The organism is Desulfogranum marinum (assembly GCF_016918565.1).
Classification (GTDB): domain Bacteria; phylum Desulfobacterota; class Desulfobulbia; order Desulfobulbales; family Desulfobulbaceae; genus Desulfogranum; species Desulfogranum marinum.
Genome location: NZ_JAFFQD010000006.1, coordinates 1 through 18068 on the forward strand (window position 1 = coordinate 1; position 18068 = coordinate 18068).

Genomic DNA, 18068 nt, shown 5'->3' on the forward strand with positions numbered 1-18068 from the left:
CATATCGGCTCCATCAAGTAAAAAATGGTTTAGAAGATGATGGAAAACTATAACATAATATCAATATTTCAGATAGTTAAAACACTATTTGCGCTCGTTTTGCTGTAGTAATTATTCGAGAAACCCTATCGAAGTCATCAATTCCTTTAATTTGATAGATAGCAAATTCTTTCAATGGGATTTTTAATTCACCAGAATGCCAGATAAGTTCGGTTGAATACCCTAATAAGGCATCATACGGCTGCATTGTTACAAGACGCCTGAACATCAATTGCAGAGAACTGTGGCTGCTGATAGTCGTTATTGCTTCGGTATCTCTAAACGGCACTAGAATACTGTCGATATAAGCCCCGTAACTTCTTCCGTGATTAGTTGCCAGGACAACTTTTTTTGATTGCAACAGGGCTTCTAGATCAATTTTGCCATCGCTGTCGAGGTATGGACTATATAGTTTTGCATCTGAGGCTCGTGTAATGAGCATATTATTTTCAGAATAATTGAACGGCTTAGAGAATAATACAAATTCTTCTCGCTGAGGGGTTTTCAGTAAACAGGAGGTACAGTAGTTAGGTTTCGATTTGAGTAATTTAAGGAAACGTCCAAAGGAATAATTACGTAAAATATGGCGTTCTTCTGAGAGATGTTCTTGGGCGCTGAGCATTGCACTGTCACAATCACCCTCTCCAAAATACGGCTCAGACAAAAATCTGTTAGGAGGATAATCGTTGTGCATCCAGATTACTTCCTCCTGGGCAAACGCTTGAACATTGAACATCATAAACAGCAAGAGCAACAGATTAATTTTCCCCATATTTTTTTCTTTGGCATCTGTTTGTCCTTTACGATAAAGGAAGAGGTATTCATCAAGCAGCAATGAACTCGAAACTAAACAAATTTGATATCACTATATAACTTATTCAATCTTTTATCGAGTTACTATCATATCGAGTGGAAAGGTTAAAATAGAGCAAAATAAGTACGATTAGGGTTATTCCTGTGCATTTCCGCATGCCAAATTACTTCCGACAATCTCCGAACATTCTCAACAAAAGCAATAATTGATATATTTTACCCTTCATTTTGAAACCCTGTTTTGATAGACTGGGGTATTGGAAATTGAATGAACCTCATACGTGAGCAAACCTGTGTGTAAATATCAAATTTTTAATCGTCACTGATTATGAGTAAAAATATTTTAAATACAAGCGTTTTCCTTATCCTGGTAACTACCTTGCTGCTTGCTTTTTCCTTGCCCGCCCAGGCTGATAAGCCTTCATGGGCTGGCAATAATAAAGGGAATAGTACGAAAAATAACAAAAAAGATAAGAGCAACAGCTTCTCTCACGACAAATACAGTGATGTTATCAATTTAAATGTCTATTTCAATAACAAGCAGCAGAAGGTCATCCGCAATTATTATCTGGAAGGGTATCGCCGTGGCCACTGTCCACCTGGCCTCGCCAAAATGAATAATGGTTGCATGCCTCCAGGTCAGGCAAAAAAATGGAAAAAGGGTCACCCGCTCCCCAGCGATGTCGTCTACTACGATCTTCCTTCTGCTCTTGTTGCACAGCTCGGTAAACCGCCTAAGGGAAATCGCTATGTCCGCGTGGCGAACGACATCCTGCTAATGGCGGTAGGAACAGGAATGGTTGTTGATGCAGTCCAGGATATAAGCAGCATGTAGTTAACGTTACTGATAAAAATCACTCTAAAATGACCTTGTTCCTGTTCAGGTAATTTCAGCACCTGAACTTTGAACTTAACATTGCTCAATCCAAGAGATCAATTTCGTACATTTTTCGATAGATAACACGCTTCTGTACATTTCCGAGAGAGCCGTTTTCATGATGGGCAGCAAGGCAAAGCCGAGACCGGCTTATGCAACCTGTCAGATCAAATCCCAGGTAGTCCGGATTAAAGGTCCTTGAGTTTTTCCATTTCCTCAGGTCGCATGGCAAAACTATGGACCTGCTCGGGAAAAGTACTGTTTTGCACTTCATGCCTGTACTGGCCGATGGCTTCTATAATCGACTCACGCATTTGGGTATATTGCTTCACAAATTTCGGGGTAAACCCGTCAAACAGACCGACCATGTCATGGGTGACCAGTACCTGTCCGTCACAGTCCACCCCAGCACCTATACCGATGGTCGGAATGGTGACGGAAGCGGTAATTTTCTCGGCAATAGGCGCGGGAATAGCTTCAAGGACCAGAGAAAAGCAACCTGCATCCTCCAAGACCAAAGCATCATCCATTAAACGGCGTGCCGCCTCAGCACTTTTTCCCTGTACCTTAAATCCGCCGAGCGAGGTCGCAGTCTGCGGAGTGAGGCCAATATGGCCCATAACCGGGATCCCCCCATCCACAATAGCTTCCACGGTATCGGCCACATTACGCCCACCTTCGAGTTTGACCGCATCAGCCCCGGCCTCTTTTAAAAAGCGAGTCGCATTTTTGACAGCCCCGGGTATAGAACTGTTATAGGAACCAAAAGGCATATCCGCAACAACCAGGGCACGCTCCGTTCCACGGACGACCGCACGTGTATGATGCAACATTTCCTCCATGGTAACCGAAACTGTATCTGTATGACCAAGCACCACCATGGCCAGGGAATCACCGACCAGGGCAATATCAATCCCAGCCTGGTCTATCATCCTTGCCCAGGGATAATCATATGCGGTGAGCATGGCTATTTTGGATTCATCACCTTTGCGTGCTTTTATATCCGGTATTGTCAGCTTTTTCATATCATGCCTCTGGTTTTATCTCGTCAATACGTCTTTCATAGGTTGCTTCCAGCGCCTTAACCATGCGGGTAAGGAGATCATTAACAGGTGTTGCCACCCCGACCTCTCCTCCTTTAGCAACAATCGCCCCATTAATTACATCAATTTCAGTGACAGTATGCCGCAAGGCATCCTGGAGCATACTGGCCTTGTTCGCTGCCGTATCCCGACACACACTGACCACGGCTTCCATAGGATCACGGTAAGGCAGCCTGATACCGAGAGCATCGGCAACTGCAGCCGCTTCGGACACGGCCTGTTCCATAATATCCTTACAGGCAGGAACCTCTGCCAGCACCCCATTATGTACTCTTAACAGTGCTGTCAGTGCGTTTATCCCCACATTGACCAACAGTTTTCCCCAGATCAGCCCCTGAGCATCTTCACTCAAGCCACATTCTATGCCGGCTTGCTGAAAAAGCTGTTGCACCTGTTCAACCTTCTTCAGTCCGGGTGAACCTGCAAGCCATGTCATCCCAATGCCGGCATGACGGGTATGTCCTGGGCCGATAGTATTGGCTGCCTGGGCAGTAATTCCAGCCACGCCCGTTGGACATCCGAAAACAGCATCAATCTGTTCCACATTACCCACCCCGTTTTGCAGGGTAACGACCACACCATCGTGACTCAAAACGGTCCTTGCAGCCTGTGCCGCACTTTTTGTAGCATGGCTCTTGGTAAAAACAACCGCCAGGTCTGCCTTGCCCTGAAACTGTTCTACCCGATTGATTACCTCAACTTTCGCCTTGTCCACAGTTCCGTCTATACCAGTAACAACCACCCCATTGTTGCTGATACTCTCCACCGTTTCCGATTGAATGTCATACAACACGACCTCCGCCACACGCGACAGCCATGCACCAAACAAACACCCCATGGCCCCGGCACCAAAGATAATTACCCGCATATGCTCTCTCCTTCAAAAATCGTGTAGTTCTCGAGTTCCACGCCTTAATCAACTGCTACAATAGAGCATCATTTACAGTGCATCATGACCAAGACCGTATCCAGCATTCGATTGGCATACCCCCACTCATTATCAAACCAGGCCATGAGGTTAACCAGGGTATCGCCACTGGTACTGGTCTGGTTACTGTCCAATACAGCTGAGTGTGGATCATGATTAAAGTCGCACGATACCAGTGGTAAATCCGTATACCCCAGCACCTGATTCAACTCTCCATCGGCAGCCTGTTTAAACACCGCATTTATAGCCTCTACACTTGCCTGCTCTCTTACAGCCGCCGTCAGCTGCATTAAAGAGACATTCATGGTCGGCACTCGCAGAGAAACCGCTTTAAACCGATTTTGTAGATGCGGAAACAAGCGGTCTATGCCTTTTGCCAACCCGGTGTCAACCGGGATAATTGAATTACCGGAGCTCCTGCTTTTTCGTAAATCTGGATTATGGTAGGCATCAATCACCGGCTGGTCATTCATCATCGAATGAGTGGTGGTGATCACTCCGCTCTCGATGGAACAGAGTTGATCGAGAAGATGTATGACATGGCTAATGCAATTGGTTGTACACGACGCATTGGAGACGATCCTACTTTCGGCTGTAAGCAGTTCATGGTTGAGGCCATAGACAATGGTCGCATCCACATCACTTTGGGCAGGGCAGGAAAACAGAACCTTGCCGGCCCCGCTTTGCAGGTGTTGCTCTGCTGCTGTGCGGTCACTATACCAGCCACTGCATTCCAGAACTACATCTACCTCACAATCTTTCCAGGGCAAACGGGAGATATCCTTTTCGCAGGTGATCTTTATGACATCCTTGTTTACCACCAGATTGGTCCCGTCGCAGGAAACAGTACCACCGAATTTACCGTGGGTTGAATCAAACTGTGTCAAATGGGTTATGGACGCCAGGCTTGCCAGTTCGTTAATGGCAACAATCTGCAGTTTTTCCCGTTTCCCTGATTCATAAAGCGCCCGCAAAATGCAACGCCCTATTCTTCCATATCCATTAATAGCAATGCGAATACTCATGTATGTCTTCTTCCTGCAACTTCTAATTACTGACCCAGCTTCCAGCCCCTATATCGCACCTTGCAAAATCCATCATTACAAGGGCTGATACAGCTCATATACAAAAGAAACGGCAATCTTGTTACCCCATAATGACACTTTTTTCTCTTTTAAAGGACTAATCTGTACAATTTGCTATTTCTTTGATCAAAAATTCGGTCGCCATTCTGCCCTGAAGCATACATTTCCATGAAGAAATTTTAAAATTCCCACCAAGAGACACAGGGCCATTTAAGCGGCAACCATTTTCATGGTTGCACACAGCTTACCTCTGATCACTCTAGCCTCTTTCTTTTGACCAGCTGAGAGATTGAAATATGGATAACTCTACATCCAAAATCACGAAATTGCCCATTTCGTAAAACTATAACTGTTCAACAGTACACCAGATGCGTACAAACAGATTGGATAAAGACTATTCCACTATCTATCATTATCGGCCAAGAGCCTGTCGCGGTTTTAAATGCAACATGGCAGACGACAGTTTCCTTTCATTATTCGGTAAAGACTCCATCCACCTCCTGGGTCAAACAACATATGGCCTGCCGCTTGGTAAGTAGCATCATCTGCAGGCTTAACTCAGCCGGCTGCTGTATTTGCAATGTGCTAAATTCTATAAAATTGGTATATTGGCGTTTGTGATTGCTTCTCCACTATCCACCTCAGAGCTTGGACAGAATCTATGCACATTTATCTCTGGCGCCACAGCAACCAATTCTCCAGCTGGTCCATGATCGATGAACCACAAATTTACAATGACAGGTATACTTCAGCGGAGGTGGCAGTTATTGCCACGTCTAAAGAGGAAGCCTACCAGTTACTCGCCCAAGACGGTCTCTGGAACATGGATGATTTGCAACGTATAGAGCCGGAAATCATCCCTCTTGACGCACCCCGAATTTTAACCAGCCATATCGTCTTTTAAATCCTTCTCCCTCAAGCTTCCCACGAAAAAAGGGACAGCCTCTTGATTTATTTATTTTTATGAAGTGCCGGTTCGAGTATATTTTTGCCTCACCACCTTTAACGACGAAAAATGCTACTCGCGAACCTTATCAATTAAATCAAGCCTGCATACGAATGGAAAGCATATGAAAAAAACATTGCAGCTCGTTTTATTACTGTTAGTTATTTCTCTCACCTGCCAGGTGGACAAAACTCAAGCAATTGACCTGCACAAGGCATCCTGGGATGAAATTGTCCAGGCAGCGGACGGACAAACCGTTGACTGGTATATGTGGGGCGGTTTCCCTGCAGTAAACACCTATGTGAATACCTATGTTGCTGCCCGGTTAAAGGAAAAATATAACATCACCCTCCGCCAGGTACCGGTCAAAGACATTGCCGAGGTGGTCAGCAAACTGGTGATTGAAAAACAGGCCGGCAAAACATCAGGCGGCAATGTAGACTTGATGTGGATCAACGGAGAAAACTTTCGCACTTGCAAACGTCACGACCTGCTCTTTGGTCCCTTTGCCGACAAACTGCCCAATCAGCGTTTTGTAGATTGGAGCAAGCCGTCTGTTTATAATGATTTCGGTACTCCGGTAGAAGGGATGGAATCTCCCTGGGGCAGCGCACAGATGGTAATGATCTATGATACCGCCAGAACCCCAGAACCTCCGGGGTCCATGGCGCAGCTGATCGACTGGATACGGCAGCATCCAGGGAAATTCGCCTATCCAGCGCCCCCGGATTTTACCGGCTCGGTTTTTGTACGCCACGTTTTTTATCACTATTCCGAGGACGTTAATCTCTGGCAAGGCGAATACACCCAAAAACAATTTGAAAAGGCAGCCAGTGCCACCTATCGCCTGCTCACCGAACTGAAACCGGCGTTATGGCGGCAGGGGACGACCTACCCCGAATCACCAGTCAGAATGAACACCCTTTTTGCCGATGGAGAAATTGATTTTTCCTTCTCCTACCACCAGGCAGAGGCGTCACGCAATATCCAGGACGGTCTTTTCCCACCAACAGTCAGGTCTTTTGTGTTTGACCAGGGAACCATTGCCAATACCCATTTTGTCGCCATTCCATACAATGCAGCAGATACAGCTGCAGCAATGGTTACGGCAAATTTTCTGCTCTCTGCCGAGGCACAGATGGAAAAGGCTAAACCAGATGTATGGGGCGATTTCCCAGCCCTGGACATTACCCGCCTGCCCAGGCAACAGCAGCAGCAGTTTATTGACCTGCCGCGTGGCCCGGCAACACTTTCCAACCAGGAGCTACAAGCACATCAGCTGCCGGAACCGCCGAGCGAGATCCTTATCCAGCTTGAAAAGGGCTGGGAGCAGCATGTTCTCAAAGGGCGCTGATGTTTGCCCCTGTTACTGAAGATGCAGCACGAACCCGCACCATTGAAACAGCGCATTTACTGCTCCTGCTTGCTCCGGCGCTCCTGATCATTCTGCTGCTCTTTGGCGGCGGGTTACTGCTCGGCAGCCTGCAGGCTCTTGGCAGTCAGCCGTTCACAGAAAAAAGCATTTTCACCTTTGCCCATTTCATCGCGGTGCTGACTGATCCCGACTTTGCCACAAGTTTTGCCATGACCATGTACATTGCAACCGTTTCCACCCTGGTTGCAGTGCTTGCCAGTGTTGCTCTGGCCATATCACTGGTTCGTTGTGCAGCTGCAAACCGGATACTGCATTTCTTTCTTCAGATTCCGCTCACCGTTCCTCACCTGGTGATTGCCATATCACTTCTTTTTCTCCTCGCGCCAACCGGTATCCTCTCCCGCCTATGCTCTTTTTTGGGTATGACTGCAGGAGCAGCCTCCTTTCCCCTGCTCATAAACGATACCTATGCGATTGGCATTTTGTTGACCTATATCTGGAAGGAAATTCCCTTTATTACCTTCATGATCCTGGCGGTCTTAAAAAACAGCGGTCCTGAACTGGATGATGCGGGCCGCACACTCAGAGCAAATGCATGGCAGCGATTTTACCACATCACCCTGCCGTTGATCGCTCCAAGCCTTGGAGCGGCCGGATTCATTGTGTTTGCCTTTACCTTTGGCGCCTTTGAAGTGCCTTACCTGCTGGGCAGAACCTATCCAATGGTTTTGCCGGTCTGGGCGTATAAAAACTACGCGGATATTGACCTGATGGCCCGCCCGGAAGGCATTGCCATCGGCCTGATCATTGCCGCGATTGTTATCTGTTCGCTCCTGCTTTCCCAGGGGTTGATGCAAATTGCACGCAGACAGAGAGAGTATCCAGGGTGAATAAACGTTCCTTTCTCCTCGGACTGAGTATTATAGCGGCAGTCCTGCTCCCGTTCCTGCCGCTTTTGCTGTGGTCGGTAAGCAACCAATGGTTTTATCCGGCACTGCTGCCTCAACAGTTTGGGCTCCGAAGCTGGCAGTATATACTTTCAACCGCAGGACAACAGATAACTGAAGGATTAGTGCAAAGCACTTCGCTGGCTCTGGTCACCACCTGCTGTTCTTTGACAGTCGCACTCCCTGCAGCAAGAGCCCTGGGCCTCTACTGCTTTCCCGGCAAAAAAGCGATCGGTTTATTTCTGCTGCTGCCGATCATTGTTCCCCCCCTTTGTGTGTCCATGGGCTACCATCTCTGGTTCATCCGACTCGGCCTGGCCGAGACCTTTGCCGGGGTGGTAATGGCGCACCTGACCTTTTGTCTGCCTTATACGATTTTTGTCCTCTGGGGCGTATTCACTGATTATGATCCAGACTTTGAGCATCAAGCGCGCTCACTGGGAGCCTCCCCGATACAGGTTCTGGTCAACGTTACCCTGCCCATGATTTTGCCGGGAATATGTATTGCCGCCCTGTTTTCCTTCCTCCTTAGCTGGTCGCAGTACCTTTCCACACTGATTATCGGCGGCGGCCGTCTGTTGACCCTGCCCATCCTGCTCTTTGCGCTCATGGATAGCGGGGACCGACCGGTTGCGGCTGCGGTGAGCCTGGTCTTTGTCCTTCCGGCTCTGTTCGCCCTCTTGGTCAATGCTCACTTTTTGGGTAGACAGGGGATGACGGGAGTTCGTTGATGGAACAACTTATCCTTGATAACATATCAGCAGGATATAGAGGCCGGCCGGTTATCAAAGAACTGTCCCTGGCGGTACAAGAAGGAGAGATGGTTGCCATTCTTGGTCCCAGCGGCGAAGGCAAAACCACTATTTTAAAAACAATTGCCGGTCTCCTTCCGCCCCTCGGAGGCCACATCCTGATCAACGGCCTGGAGGTAAACAGGATTGCAGCTGAAAAAAGGGATGTGGTGCTGGTTTTTCAAAAACCACTCCTGTTTCCTTTTCTCAATGTGCACGACAACATAGGATTTGGCCTTCGTATGCAGGGCATACGCAGCAAACAGAGTGCAATGCAGATTGCAGAGATGGTAGAGCTTACAGGACTTAAAGGTCTGGAACGGCGAAAAGTGCATCAACTTTCCGGAGGGCAGCAGCAGCGTGTTGCTCTTGCCAGGGGGTTGGTCCTGCGGCCGTCGATCCTGCTTCTGGACGAGCCTCTTTCAAACCTGGATGCCGATCTTCGCCACCAGATGCGAGAGTTAATCCAACACATCCGCCAACAAACCGGAATTACCACCTTGTTTGTTACCCATGACCAGAGTGAAGCGCTCATGCTCAGTGATAGGATAGCACTCTTACTTCAGGGAAGGCTCCGCCAGCTCGGCACGCCCCATGAGCTGTTTTATCAGCCACAGGATACCGAGGTCGCTTCCTTTTTCGGCTGCCCCAACCTGCTGAAAGGAACAATCCAAGACAATATATTTTCATCCTGCGAGATACACGTTCCGGTCATTTCTGCAAACCACGACCAGTGTACGGCCATCATCCGCCCGGAACAAATCAACCTTGCTCCGGACGGTTGTCCTGATGCCGTAAAGGGCACAGTCACATCGATCAGTTTTGAGGGAGTCTACACCCGGCTGGCAATTGAGACATCATCCTGTGAGCTCACGGTTTTCTCCAGCAGCAATCAATACAGCAGAGGTGAGCAGGTATACCTTTCCATTCCGTCCTCGGCAGTGCATATTATTGCATAAGCGCAACGCCCTCCAAGGTAAGCGACAATTGCGGATAAACGACGCATCCGTTAGTTGCCTATATTTATTGCCAACCGACTGAAGAAAATCATGCCGGCTGCAATGACCTTTGGTGAAATCAGCTCGGATTTCTCTTCAAATGAGAATTTCGGGTTAGGGTTTGCAGCCTTGGACAAGGTTTTCGTTGATCATATCGATAACCTCGGGCAATTCTTCCATGGTGTTTATGACAAAATGGGCTCCCGCCTTAAAGAGGCTTTCACGGGCCTTAGCCAGACGCATTGCATACGCCTTCGGATCAAGGGCCTCAACCTCCTCTTCGGTGAGTCCCATCTGGTTGCCGGTAGCGGCTACACCAACGGACCAAACCCCGGCATTGAGCGCTGTTTCCATATCAACCGGAGTGTCCCCTACATTAACCACAGCTTCAACCGGATAGACGCCAAGTTCCTGCATGGCCTGGTAAATCATCCAGGGAGCTGGACGGCCCGCCGGTACATTGGAAGCACAGGTAGTGAAATCGGGACAGTAGCCCTCCTTTGCCGCGCATTCCGCAACTATATCGGCAGCCTCAGTAAAATAACCGGTCGAGCCGGCTATCTTGATGCCTTCACTGCGCAATGCCTCGATGGAGTTGACCACACCAGGCAGCAACGTGCTCTTTGCAGCAATGGAATCGAGCAGCAGTTTGGAAAAATTTTCGAACATGGCATCGATATCTGCGTCAGTTACCTCTCTTTTATGCACGTTGCGCCACGCTTGTTTTACCTCATCAAGTTCGGTAACCGCCTTTATATGGGCCCACTTCTCCATCCCCATGGGCCCCCGGGCGGATTCCATGCTCACGGCAACACCCATATCCTTAAATCCTTGGACAAAGGCACGAATCGGGGCCTGACAGCCGTAATCCACCACGGTTCCCGCCCAGTCAAAAACGACCAGCTTAACGTTACCGATATATGAACGCGTATACTGAAACTCCATCTCTTCTCCTGTTGTTGATTCTCAGAGGCTTGCCACATACTTTTCAACAGCCTTGATAGCATCAGCTGCCGAACTGGTAATACCGCCCGTATAGCCTGCCCCTTCACCGATCGGGTAGAGGTTTTTTACATTTTCCGATTCATACTTTTTGTTGCGCGTAATGCGAACAGGAGAGGAAGTGCGGGTTTCCGCACCAATTAATATGGCCTGATCGGATACAAACAAGGGAACCTCTTGTTTCCATTTCGTGAATGCTGCCACCAATTGGTCGGCCACGAATGCCGGAACAATTTCTCGCATATCAGCAGCCACAACTCCCATTTTAAAAGAAGTTTCCTGTAAACCGGCAGAACGGGACTCGCCTAAAAAATCCATCAAATTCTGCGCCGGTGATTTCCACATCTCCCCACCTGCTCTAAAAGCGTTTTGCTCGATTTCCTGTTGAAACTCCAACCCTGCCAAAGGATTGGTTGACGGGTAATCGTCGGTATGACAACCGACTACCAACGCCGCATTGGAAAATGGTGATGACCGCTGTGAATAACTCATTCCGTTGACGACTATCATGCCACTACTGGATGAGGCATTGACGACCTCACCTCCAGGGCACATGCAGAAGGTATATACTCCTCTACGGATTGTTCGATTGGTATAGTTTAGAGAATAGGTGGCTGCCCCTATTTTTTTATTGTCCTTGTATTTATTCCCGTATCGCATGAGATTGATTGTTTCAACAGGATGCTCTATCCGCACCCCGACAGAAATAGGTTTCTGCTCAAGAGCAACGTTACGCGCATGCAGCATCTTGTATGTATCGCGCGCTGAATGTCCAAGAGCGATATAGATGGTTGAAGAAAGATAGTCTTTCGTATCATTTATCCGTACCCCGTTTGCCACACCTTCCGAGATAAGGAGGTCCGTCATTTTTGCGCTATAGTGTATCTCACCGCCTCTATCCTGGATATAGCGCCTGATATTTCGCACGATCTTACACAACACATCAGTGCCCAAATGGGGTTTACTGATATACTCAATCTCCTCTGGTGCACCAAACTTGACAAAGGTTCGTAGTACCCTGTTGATATAACTCGTATTATTATTTCTCCGGGAAAAGAGCTTTCCGTCCGAATATGAGCCGGCACCGCCTTCCCCAAACTGAATGTTTGACTCGGTGTTGATCTCTCTTTCCCTGATAAACCTTTGCACGTCAACGGAGCGTTCTTCTATTTTTTTCCCCCGCTCAAATATTATTGGTTGAATCCCATGTGCAATAAATTCAAGAGCGGCAAACATCCCGGCAGGCCCAAAACCAACGATAAGAGGTCTATCCTTAAGGATGGGTGTGTTTCTCTCTGCTTCTACGCCTTTCGTGTACTCAGGAAATTTTTGTTTGTTTGCAAAGTCTGCAGGGACACTCACAACCAGCGTAATCTTATAATAAAACTGTTCTGTATTCTTAATTTCGAGGGATTTACTCAAAATTTTAACAACCGTGAGACGACCTGGATCGATTTGCAACTCTTTGGATGCAGCGTTGAGATATTCGCCCATTGCATCTATTTCAATGGGAATAAAAATATTATTGACTATGAGATCCAAAAATTACTCCCTGTATACGTTCTTCACTGTAAAAACTGAGATTTGCGCCGTCGCTCTTCTCTTCAATGCTTGCTCAGCATTTGGCCGCAAGCCAGATTGTATGCCTGCTGCCTTTCCCTGACTTCCGAGCCCGCACTGCGACGGTTTCCGTCTGGAATTGACACTGGTTGAGGCGACGGGTGAAGTGTTCGTCTGCCCCAGAAGACCATATGGATAAAATCCCGCCTGGACGAAGGGCTCTGAATGCTTTCTGCAAACCACCCATACCATAGATTCGATCATTGGCCTGCCGGGTAAGTCCATCAGGACCGTTATCAACATCAAGCAGTATGGCGTCCCAGGTGGATTTTTTGCTGCTGATAATTGCCGCCACATCTTCTTCCAAAACTGAGACTCGACCATCATCCAAGGGGTTTCCGGCCAAGTGCCCCAAATGTTCCCGGTTCCACCTGACCACAGCCGGAATCAATTCCACTACGGTAACAAGAGAATCAGCCTCTGAATACTGGAGCGCCGCTGCCAAAGTATACCCCATGCCAAGGCCACCGATCAGAATACGGTGCTGTTTTTTTCGCGCAATGCGGTTACACGTCAGTTCAGCCAATGCATCTTCAGACCCATGGAGGCGACTGTTCATAAGTTCGGTGGTATCGGTGCGGATCGAAAATTCTGTGCCACGCTTGCGCAGAATAACTTCTCCCTCACCTCCCGGAACGTCCGCCCGATCGATTTCTTCCCAGCGAATCACGCTCTACACTCCAACGAACCTGGCCAACAGGTTCTTATCCTAACGTTTTCCAGCATTCTCACATCTCTCATATCTATGGGCCCTTACTCTACGAATGCCAGACTCAAAAGGCATCCACCGTTTACCGAGATTGCTTCCAGCTCGATTCATCCCGACAAGGTAGGCTATTTATTTTTTCATTGCTCTCTCAAACCTACTTTCAAGCATAACTCCACTTTTTCGAAATCGATATAAAACTCCATAATATAAAGCTCCATGCTGTTTATATCCTTTTCTTCGAAAATAAAAGAAAGCCTTTTTGCAAAGGTTACTGCCGCGTTGCAAGCTTTATAGAACCAGTTTACACCATGACCACCTATAGGCCTTTGCGGTGGCAAACCTGATATTCGAAAATTTATTCCAACCACCTTTCGTGATGCCAAAATGGCCATCGCTCTAAGCGACTAGAACAGCCATGGGTTTATGGAGCTGTAGCATGCAGTATGCTCAAAAAATGGAATGCAAAGAAATTAAGAGGTTTATAGTCATAAGTATAATGTAAAAAAAAGCTATATTTCTCTTTGCCGTTCGAGGGTCACATTGTAAAATCAGAATAAAAACAATATTCAACAAATTTTTCGCACGTCAACCATCATGAGAAGTGGGATGGTTCCGGATACCCATACGGCTTAGCCGGAGAGAAGATCCCTCTGCCTGGCAGATTGATGGCTGTTGCCGACGTATATGACGCCCTGATTTCTAAACGTGTGCACAAAGGGAGCATGACACACGCTGAATCGGCAGCCTATATTCTCGACGCCAGCGGCAGCCATTTTGATCCGGTTATAGTTGATGCATTCACCAATCTGGAAGCAGCTTTTTCGGATATCGCTACTGAATACAGTGACTGATAAGTGAGAATCAAGCGGTTGCATTGAAAAGAGCAATATGAAGTTTTTCATCATGCCCAAAAAAATGACTGTTTTTCATGGGTAATCAGATATTATTTTGGACGCTGCTCATTTTTGGCTCACGGATCCAACCTGTTTACAAGCTCCCCTACTGCATGCAAAAAATCCCCCTTTCCTGATCAAAAGAGAAAACCGGAAAGGGGGATTTTTTTATACAAATAAACAATACTTTTACCGTCCTCCGACGGTCCCATCCCGTCGTTTATCAGCACCGCCAATAAGCAGTGTTGTTATGTTCCAAGACGGCTGTTTGCTGCTGCTCTTTACCCATTGAAATTCTTTGCGTTGAATGATCGACAAACCACTTGTCAACGTATCTACCCTGACATCGTCATAGGAAAAATCCTTCCTAAGCTCTCTAGCCAAAGCCTCCGCATCATACCCCACAGTTACGCTTCCAATTGGTTCCTCAATCTGGGTATACGAAGAGTTTCGGTTGGTGTAATGCGGTACATTGATCGCTTGTTGTGGATCCATCCCGAAATCAAGCACATTGATGATGGACTGCGCGGTATAACCTATGATACGGGAGCCACCCGGGGAACCGGTTACGAGCTCTACTTTGCCATCTCTATTCAACACAATGGTCGGCGACATTGAGCTTCTTGGTCTTTTCCCAGGTTGCACACGGTTAGCAATGGGAACGCCCTCTTCATCCTCTGGGGCAAAAGAAAAATCCGTCAGCTGATTATTCAACAGAAAACCTCTTACCATGACCCCGCTGCCAAACGAACTTTCAACAGAGGTAGTCATAGACAGAGCGTTACCGTAACGATCCACAATGGAGATGTGGCTGGTGCCACTATCCTTAATGGTAGGATCTGCTCCATATGGGTCAAAGGATCCAGGAGGCGTTCCGGGATCCGCACTGCCCATGTCAGTCGATTGTATGAGTAACGAGCGTGCTCGCAAATATTCTTCATCAAGCATTCCTTCAATGGGTACGGTTACATAGTCGCTATCGCCAACGTACTTATTTCTATCTGCAAATGCGAGCCTACCTGCCTGGGCAAAAAGGTGGACCATTTGCGGTTCATGTACTGTATATCTTTCAAGATCGAAGTTACTAAGAATACCCAGCATCTGCCCAACGGCAAGGCCACCTGAAGAAGGGGGTCCCATCCCGCAAACTTCGTAGCCATGATAGTCCATACAAACCGGTTCACGTTCCACCACTTCATAACGAGCAAGGTCTCCCATGGTCATATCGCCTGGAATACGCAAGTCGCCCTGCACAGCGGAGGCAATATCAAAGGCCATTTTCCCATGATAAAAAGTGCCGGAGCCATGATTTGCCAGTTGCTGCATGGTGTTGGCGTACTCTTTATTCTGCATTACTGTTCCTGCCGGCTTTGCGGTACAGTCATCTGGATTAACGAAATAAGCAAAGGCTGCGGGATCACGGAAATAGATTCTATCCTTATCAAGGCAAGATGTGTTTTTCTGCAAGAGCTCTTCAACTTGAGAGCTGGTCCGCTTTGTTAACTTAAATCCTTTGCCGGCCAACTGTTGTGCAGGATGAAAGAGGCTCGGCCAGGGCAACCTGCCATACTTCGCATGCATGGTTTCCATGAGTTTTGGTACACCTGGCACCCCAATGGAAAGACCACTTTGCCATGCCGTATACCAGCTGAGTTTGTTTCCATCCGCATCGTAGAAACGCTTCTCCGTAGCCGCCAACGGGGCTTTTTCCCTTGCATCAAACGTGGTGAGCTTTTTCGATTTTGCATCATAGTACACAACAAATGCCCCCCCGCCAATTCCACTTGACTGCGACTCTACCAGTCCTAAAACTGTTTGCGCAACGATCATGGCATCGGCAGCGGTACCGCCTTTTTTCAGTATCTCCTCACCGGCAGCAGTTGCCAAAGGATTGGCGGTTACAATCATTTCCTTTGATTTGTAAACGGCTACAGGGAGTTCTGCCTCTTCTACCGCAAATACAGGTACCGTTAAAAAACCTATTAATCCAACTACAACCATCATTTTCCGCATAAACATATGTCCGCCTCCATTGGTTGAATGCTGCAAAATGTGTTGATTAAAAGGGGTTCATGAGCGTTAATTGTGATACTATCCTGCTTTGCCTGATGGGTAGCATCGATTAAACAAGGTCATACCTAAATCTTGCATGTCGATTTTACCGAATCTGCTTTGTTTGCGAACACTTGAAGTACTACAGTACGTCTGCGTGTACGCAGCCTCGCACCTTCGGCAAACTTGGCAGTTGCAGGATTTAGGTCATATTGTTTTTTATATGAAAAAGGATCGGCCCCCGAAAAAGGGCTCAAATCGGGGATAAGCGAGTCAGGCTTTACGGGCGGAAAGGGTTGAGGCAAAGTGGTCAATCGGAGAATACACTGGAACATGCGACCTCCTTACAGTTGAACAGGTGTAACTCACAGGCAACCCACGGAATCTATGCTTACCTCAACGTACAATGAGACAAAAAAAGCATAGCATTAGCAAGATGCATCAAACACTACTGAACAGTTACAGCTCGGGGTAGAGCGACAACTTTTAGCTCTTAGTTGAAAGCTACCTTTAATCGTAACCCCATATTTTCCGATTAAAGATGCACCAAATTCAAATATGCAACAATAATCACTTCGATCTTGACCGAACAAAACGCGTACAACACGTTTTGTTTTCGCCTCCCTGCAAGGGGATATCAATAAAAAAAGTGGCACGCCTTCTTCATTACCTTGTCCTGACGCAATTCCTTCCATCTTTTTTGGCAATATAGACACCCTCATCAGCAGCTTTTATAAGTGCCTCAATGTCTTTCATTTCAGCGCGTTTTACGGCAACACCTATACTGACAGATCCAGCCCAATAGCCCTTGCCGGCTGGGACCTTAAGCGCAGCTACCTTCCTCCTAATCTGATTGGCAACATGCAGCCCCCCATCGAGATCGGTATTGGGGCAAATGGCAAAAAATTCGTCACCTCCCAATCTGCACACAATATCATCACTTCGCACAGCGTCACGTAATTCGTTGGCAAGCTGCTGGAGAACATGATCACCGGCATCATGGCCATACGTATCATTAATAGTCTTAAAACCATCAGCATCTATCATAAGACAGGCCAACGGCTGATGGTTCGAAAGCGCTTCGTCCCACAACAAGCGCAGCTGCCTCATGGCAAATCGTCTGTTGGGGAGCTGGGTCAAAGGATCTGTAATAGATATGTGTTCCAGTGCTTCATTGGCTTTCAGCAGGTCACGCGTTTGTTCTGCTACCCGTATTTCCAATGTTTGATTTAATTGGGAAAGCGCTTTATTTCGCTCAGAAACAAGAGCAAAAAGACCATTTAAAGCGGTTAGCAATGGTTCTGTCGACTTGCTGACAGCTCGTTTTTCTTTATTATACGCTTGTGCTGGATCGAAGCCCTCTTCAATGTTAGCGATCTGAAGAGCCATGTCGCGGTCTGTTCCCAGTATGTGGTAAGCAAGCCAATGGACAAGGTATTCAAACAGCGATCGATATCCTTTCTGGTTGCCTGGAGTAATCGAATTGGTAAAACCAGCAACATCAACAAAAAAATCATGGTGCTCAACAACATGAGGCGTAACATGTCTGGGATCAACATTATGTCCATGCATCAACTTTTCTTCGCATGCAAAATGAGTCTGAGCGTACTCAGCAAGTTCTTCCAGAATGCCACTGACGAACTTTTCATCAAGCACATTTTCAGTCACGGCCTCTCCGAACCTGTTTATAATAGCCACTAGGCACTGATGCTGCTCATCGACATCAGCAATGCCTAAAACAAATTGCGCTCCCCATTCAAATGATTCCATACCCAAGACCACCTGCAGTCGATGAATAAAAACAACAAAATTGGACAGCAACAGCAGGATACCCAGCTACTACGGCCTCCGTTCATTTAACACATAAGAATCTAACAATACCAGTCCCGC

The 18068-nt window shown here is 47.3% G+C and carries 17 protein-coding genes and 1 pseudogene; 8 read left to right on the top strand and 10 right to left on the bottom strand.

Translation table 11 applies throughout. The annotated features are described in order from the left end of the window. Nucleotides 1-76 precede the first annotated feature (76 nt). Nucleotides 77-874, bottom strand: coding sequence for a hypothetical protein (locus JWH17_RS05305; protein ID WP_205221543.1), 798 nt, complete (start codon nt 872-874; stop codon nt 77-79). A 306-nt stretch (nt 875-1180) separates the two neighbouring features. Between JWH17_RS05305 and JWH17_RS05310 the strand changes: the two genes are divergently transcribed. Further along, complete coding sequence (locus JWH17_RS05310; protein ID WP_205221544.1) at nt 1181-1687, top strand: RcnB family protein; 507 nt, start codon at nt 1181-1183, stop codon at nt 1685-1687. A 230-nt stretch (nt 1688-1917) separates the two neighbouring features. On the opposite strand, the gene panB is transcribed toward JWH17_RS05310, so the two are convergent. From panB to JWH17_RS05325, 3 genes are all read right to left on the bottom strand, one after another. Next, the gene (panB, locus tag JWH17_RS05315; protein ID WP_205221545.1) at nt 1918-2754 is read right to left on the bottom strand and encodes a 3-methyl-2-oxobutanoate hydroxymethyltransferase; all 837 of its coding nucleotides are present in this window, start codon (nt 2752-2754) and stop codon (nt 1918-1920) included. A 1-nt stretch (nt 2755) separates the two neighbouring features. Further along, nucleotides 2756-3700, bottom strand: a complete 945-nt coding sequence (locus JWH17_RS05320; protein WP_205221546.1) for a ketopantoate reductase family protein — start codon at nt 3698-3700, stop codon at nt 2756-2758. A gap of 68 nt (nt 3701-3768) precedes the next feature. After that, on the bottom strand, nt 3769-4785 hold the full coding sequence (locus JWH17_RS05325; protein ID WP_205221547.1) for a type I glyceraldehyde-3-phosphate dehydrogenase: 1017 nt from the start codon (nt 4783-4785) through the stop codon (nt 3769-3771). Between the two features lie 428 nt (nt 4786-5213). Between JWH17_RS05325 and JWH17_RS05330 the strand changes: the two genes are divergently transcribed. From JWH17_RS05330 to JWH17_RS05355, 6 genes are all read left to right on the top strand, one after another. After that, nucleotides 5214-5384 carry a hypothetical protein gene (locus JWH17_RS05330; protein ID WP_232370922.1) on the top strand — a complete coding sequence of 57 codons (171 nt, stop codon included), beginning with the start codon at nt 5214-5216 and terminating at the stop codon, nt 5382-5384. 122 nt (nt 5385-5506) lie between these two features. Next, nucleotides 5507-5749: a hypothetical protein gene (locus tag JWH17_RS05335; protein WP_205221548.1), complete on the top strand. Its 243-nt coding sequence runs from the start codon at nt 5507-5509 to the stop codon at nt 5747-5749. Between the two features lie 166 nt (nt 5750-5915). Further along, nucleotides 5916-7145 carry an ABC transporter substrate-binding protein gene (locus JWH17_RS05340; RefSeq protein ID WP_205221549.1) on the top strand — a complete coding sequence of 410 codons (1230 nt, stop codon included), beginning with the start codon at nt 5916-5918 and terminating at the stop codon, nt 7143-7145. After that, entirely contained in the window at nt 7145-8056 is a 912-nt protein-coding gene (locus JWH17_RS05345; protein WP_205221550.1) for an ABC transporter permease, read from the top strand. Before JWH17_RS05340 ends, JWH17_RS05345 begins: the two co-directional genes overlap by 1 nt. Further along, the gene (locus JWH17_RS23650; RefSeq protein WP_205221551.1) at nt 8053-8844 is read left to right on the top strand and encodes an ABC transporter permease; all 792 of its coding nucleotides are present in this window, start codon (nt 8053-8055) and stop codon (nt 8842-8844) included. Before JWH17_RS05345 ends, JWH17_RS23650 begins: the two co-directional genes overlap by 4 nt. Continuing rightward, complete coding sequence (locus JWH17_RS05355; protein WP_205221552.1) at nt 8844-9863, top strand: ABC transporter ATP-binding protein; 1020 nt, start codon at nt 8844-8846, stop codon at nt 9861-9863. The genes JWH17_RS23650 and JWH17_RS05355 overlap by 1 nt, the downstream gene beginning before the upstream one ends. A 153-nt stretch (nt 9864-10016) precedes the next feature. Here JWH17_RS05355 and phnX read toward each other — a convergent pair whose 3' ends face one another. The 4 genes from phnX to JWH17_RS05375 form a co-directional block, all read right to left on the bottom strand. Next, a complete protein-coding gene (gene phnX / locus JWH17_RS05360) occupies nt 10017-10847 on the bottom strand; it encodes a phosphonoacetaldehyde hydrolase (RefSeq protein WP_205221553.1) in 831 nt (276 codons plus the stop codon). 21 nt (nt 10848-10868) lie between these two features. Then, complete coding sequence (locus JWH17_RS05365; RefSeq protein WP_205221554.1) at nt 10869-12446, bottom strand: NAD(P)/FAD-dependent oxidoreductase; 1578 nt, start codon at nt 12444-12446, stop codon at nt 10869-10871. 73 nt (nt 12447-12519) lie between these two features. Further along, nucleotides 12520-13194: a spermidine synthase gene (locus JWH17_RS05370; protein WP_205221555.1), complete on the bottom strand. Its 675-nt coding sequence runs from the start codon at nt 13192-13194 to the stop codon at nt 12520-12522. Between the two features lie 176 nt (nt 13195-13370). Next, nucleotides 13371-13625, bottom strand: coding sequence for a hypothetical protein (locus JWH17_RS05375; RefSeq protein WP_205221556.1), 255 nt, complete (start codon nt 13623-13625; stop codon nt 13371-13373). A 192-nt stretch (nt 13626-13817) separates the two neighbouring features. Between JWH17_RS05375 and JWH17_RS05380 the strand changes: the two are divergent. Continuing rightward, nucleotides 13818-14084: pseudogene (locus JWH17_RS05380) on the top strand (HD-GYP domain-containing protein); the annotation flags it as partial. 231 nt (nt 14085-14315) lie between these two features. On the opposite strand, the gene ggt reads toward JWH17_RS05380, so the two are convergent. Beyond that, nucleotides 14316-16145 (bottom strand): gamma-glutamyltransferase, encoded by a 1830-nt coding sequence (ggt, locus tag JWH17_RS05385; protein WP_205221557.1) that lies wholly within the window; start codon nt 16143-16145, stop codon nt 14316-14318. Between the two features lie 699 nt (nt 16146-16844). After that, the gene (locus tag JWH17_RS05390; RefSeq protein ID WP_205221558.1) at nt 16845-17948 is read right to left on the bottom strand and encodes a GGDEF domain-containing protein; all 1104 of its coding nucleotides are present in this window, start codon (nt 17946-17948) and stop codon (nt 16845-16847) included. Nucleotides 17949-18068 lie beyond the last annotated feature (120 nt).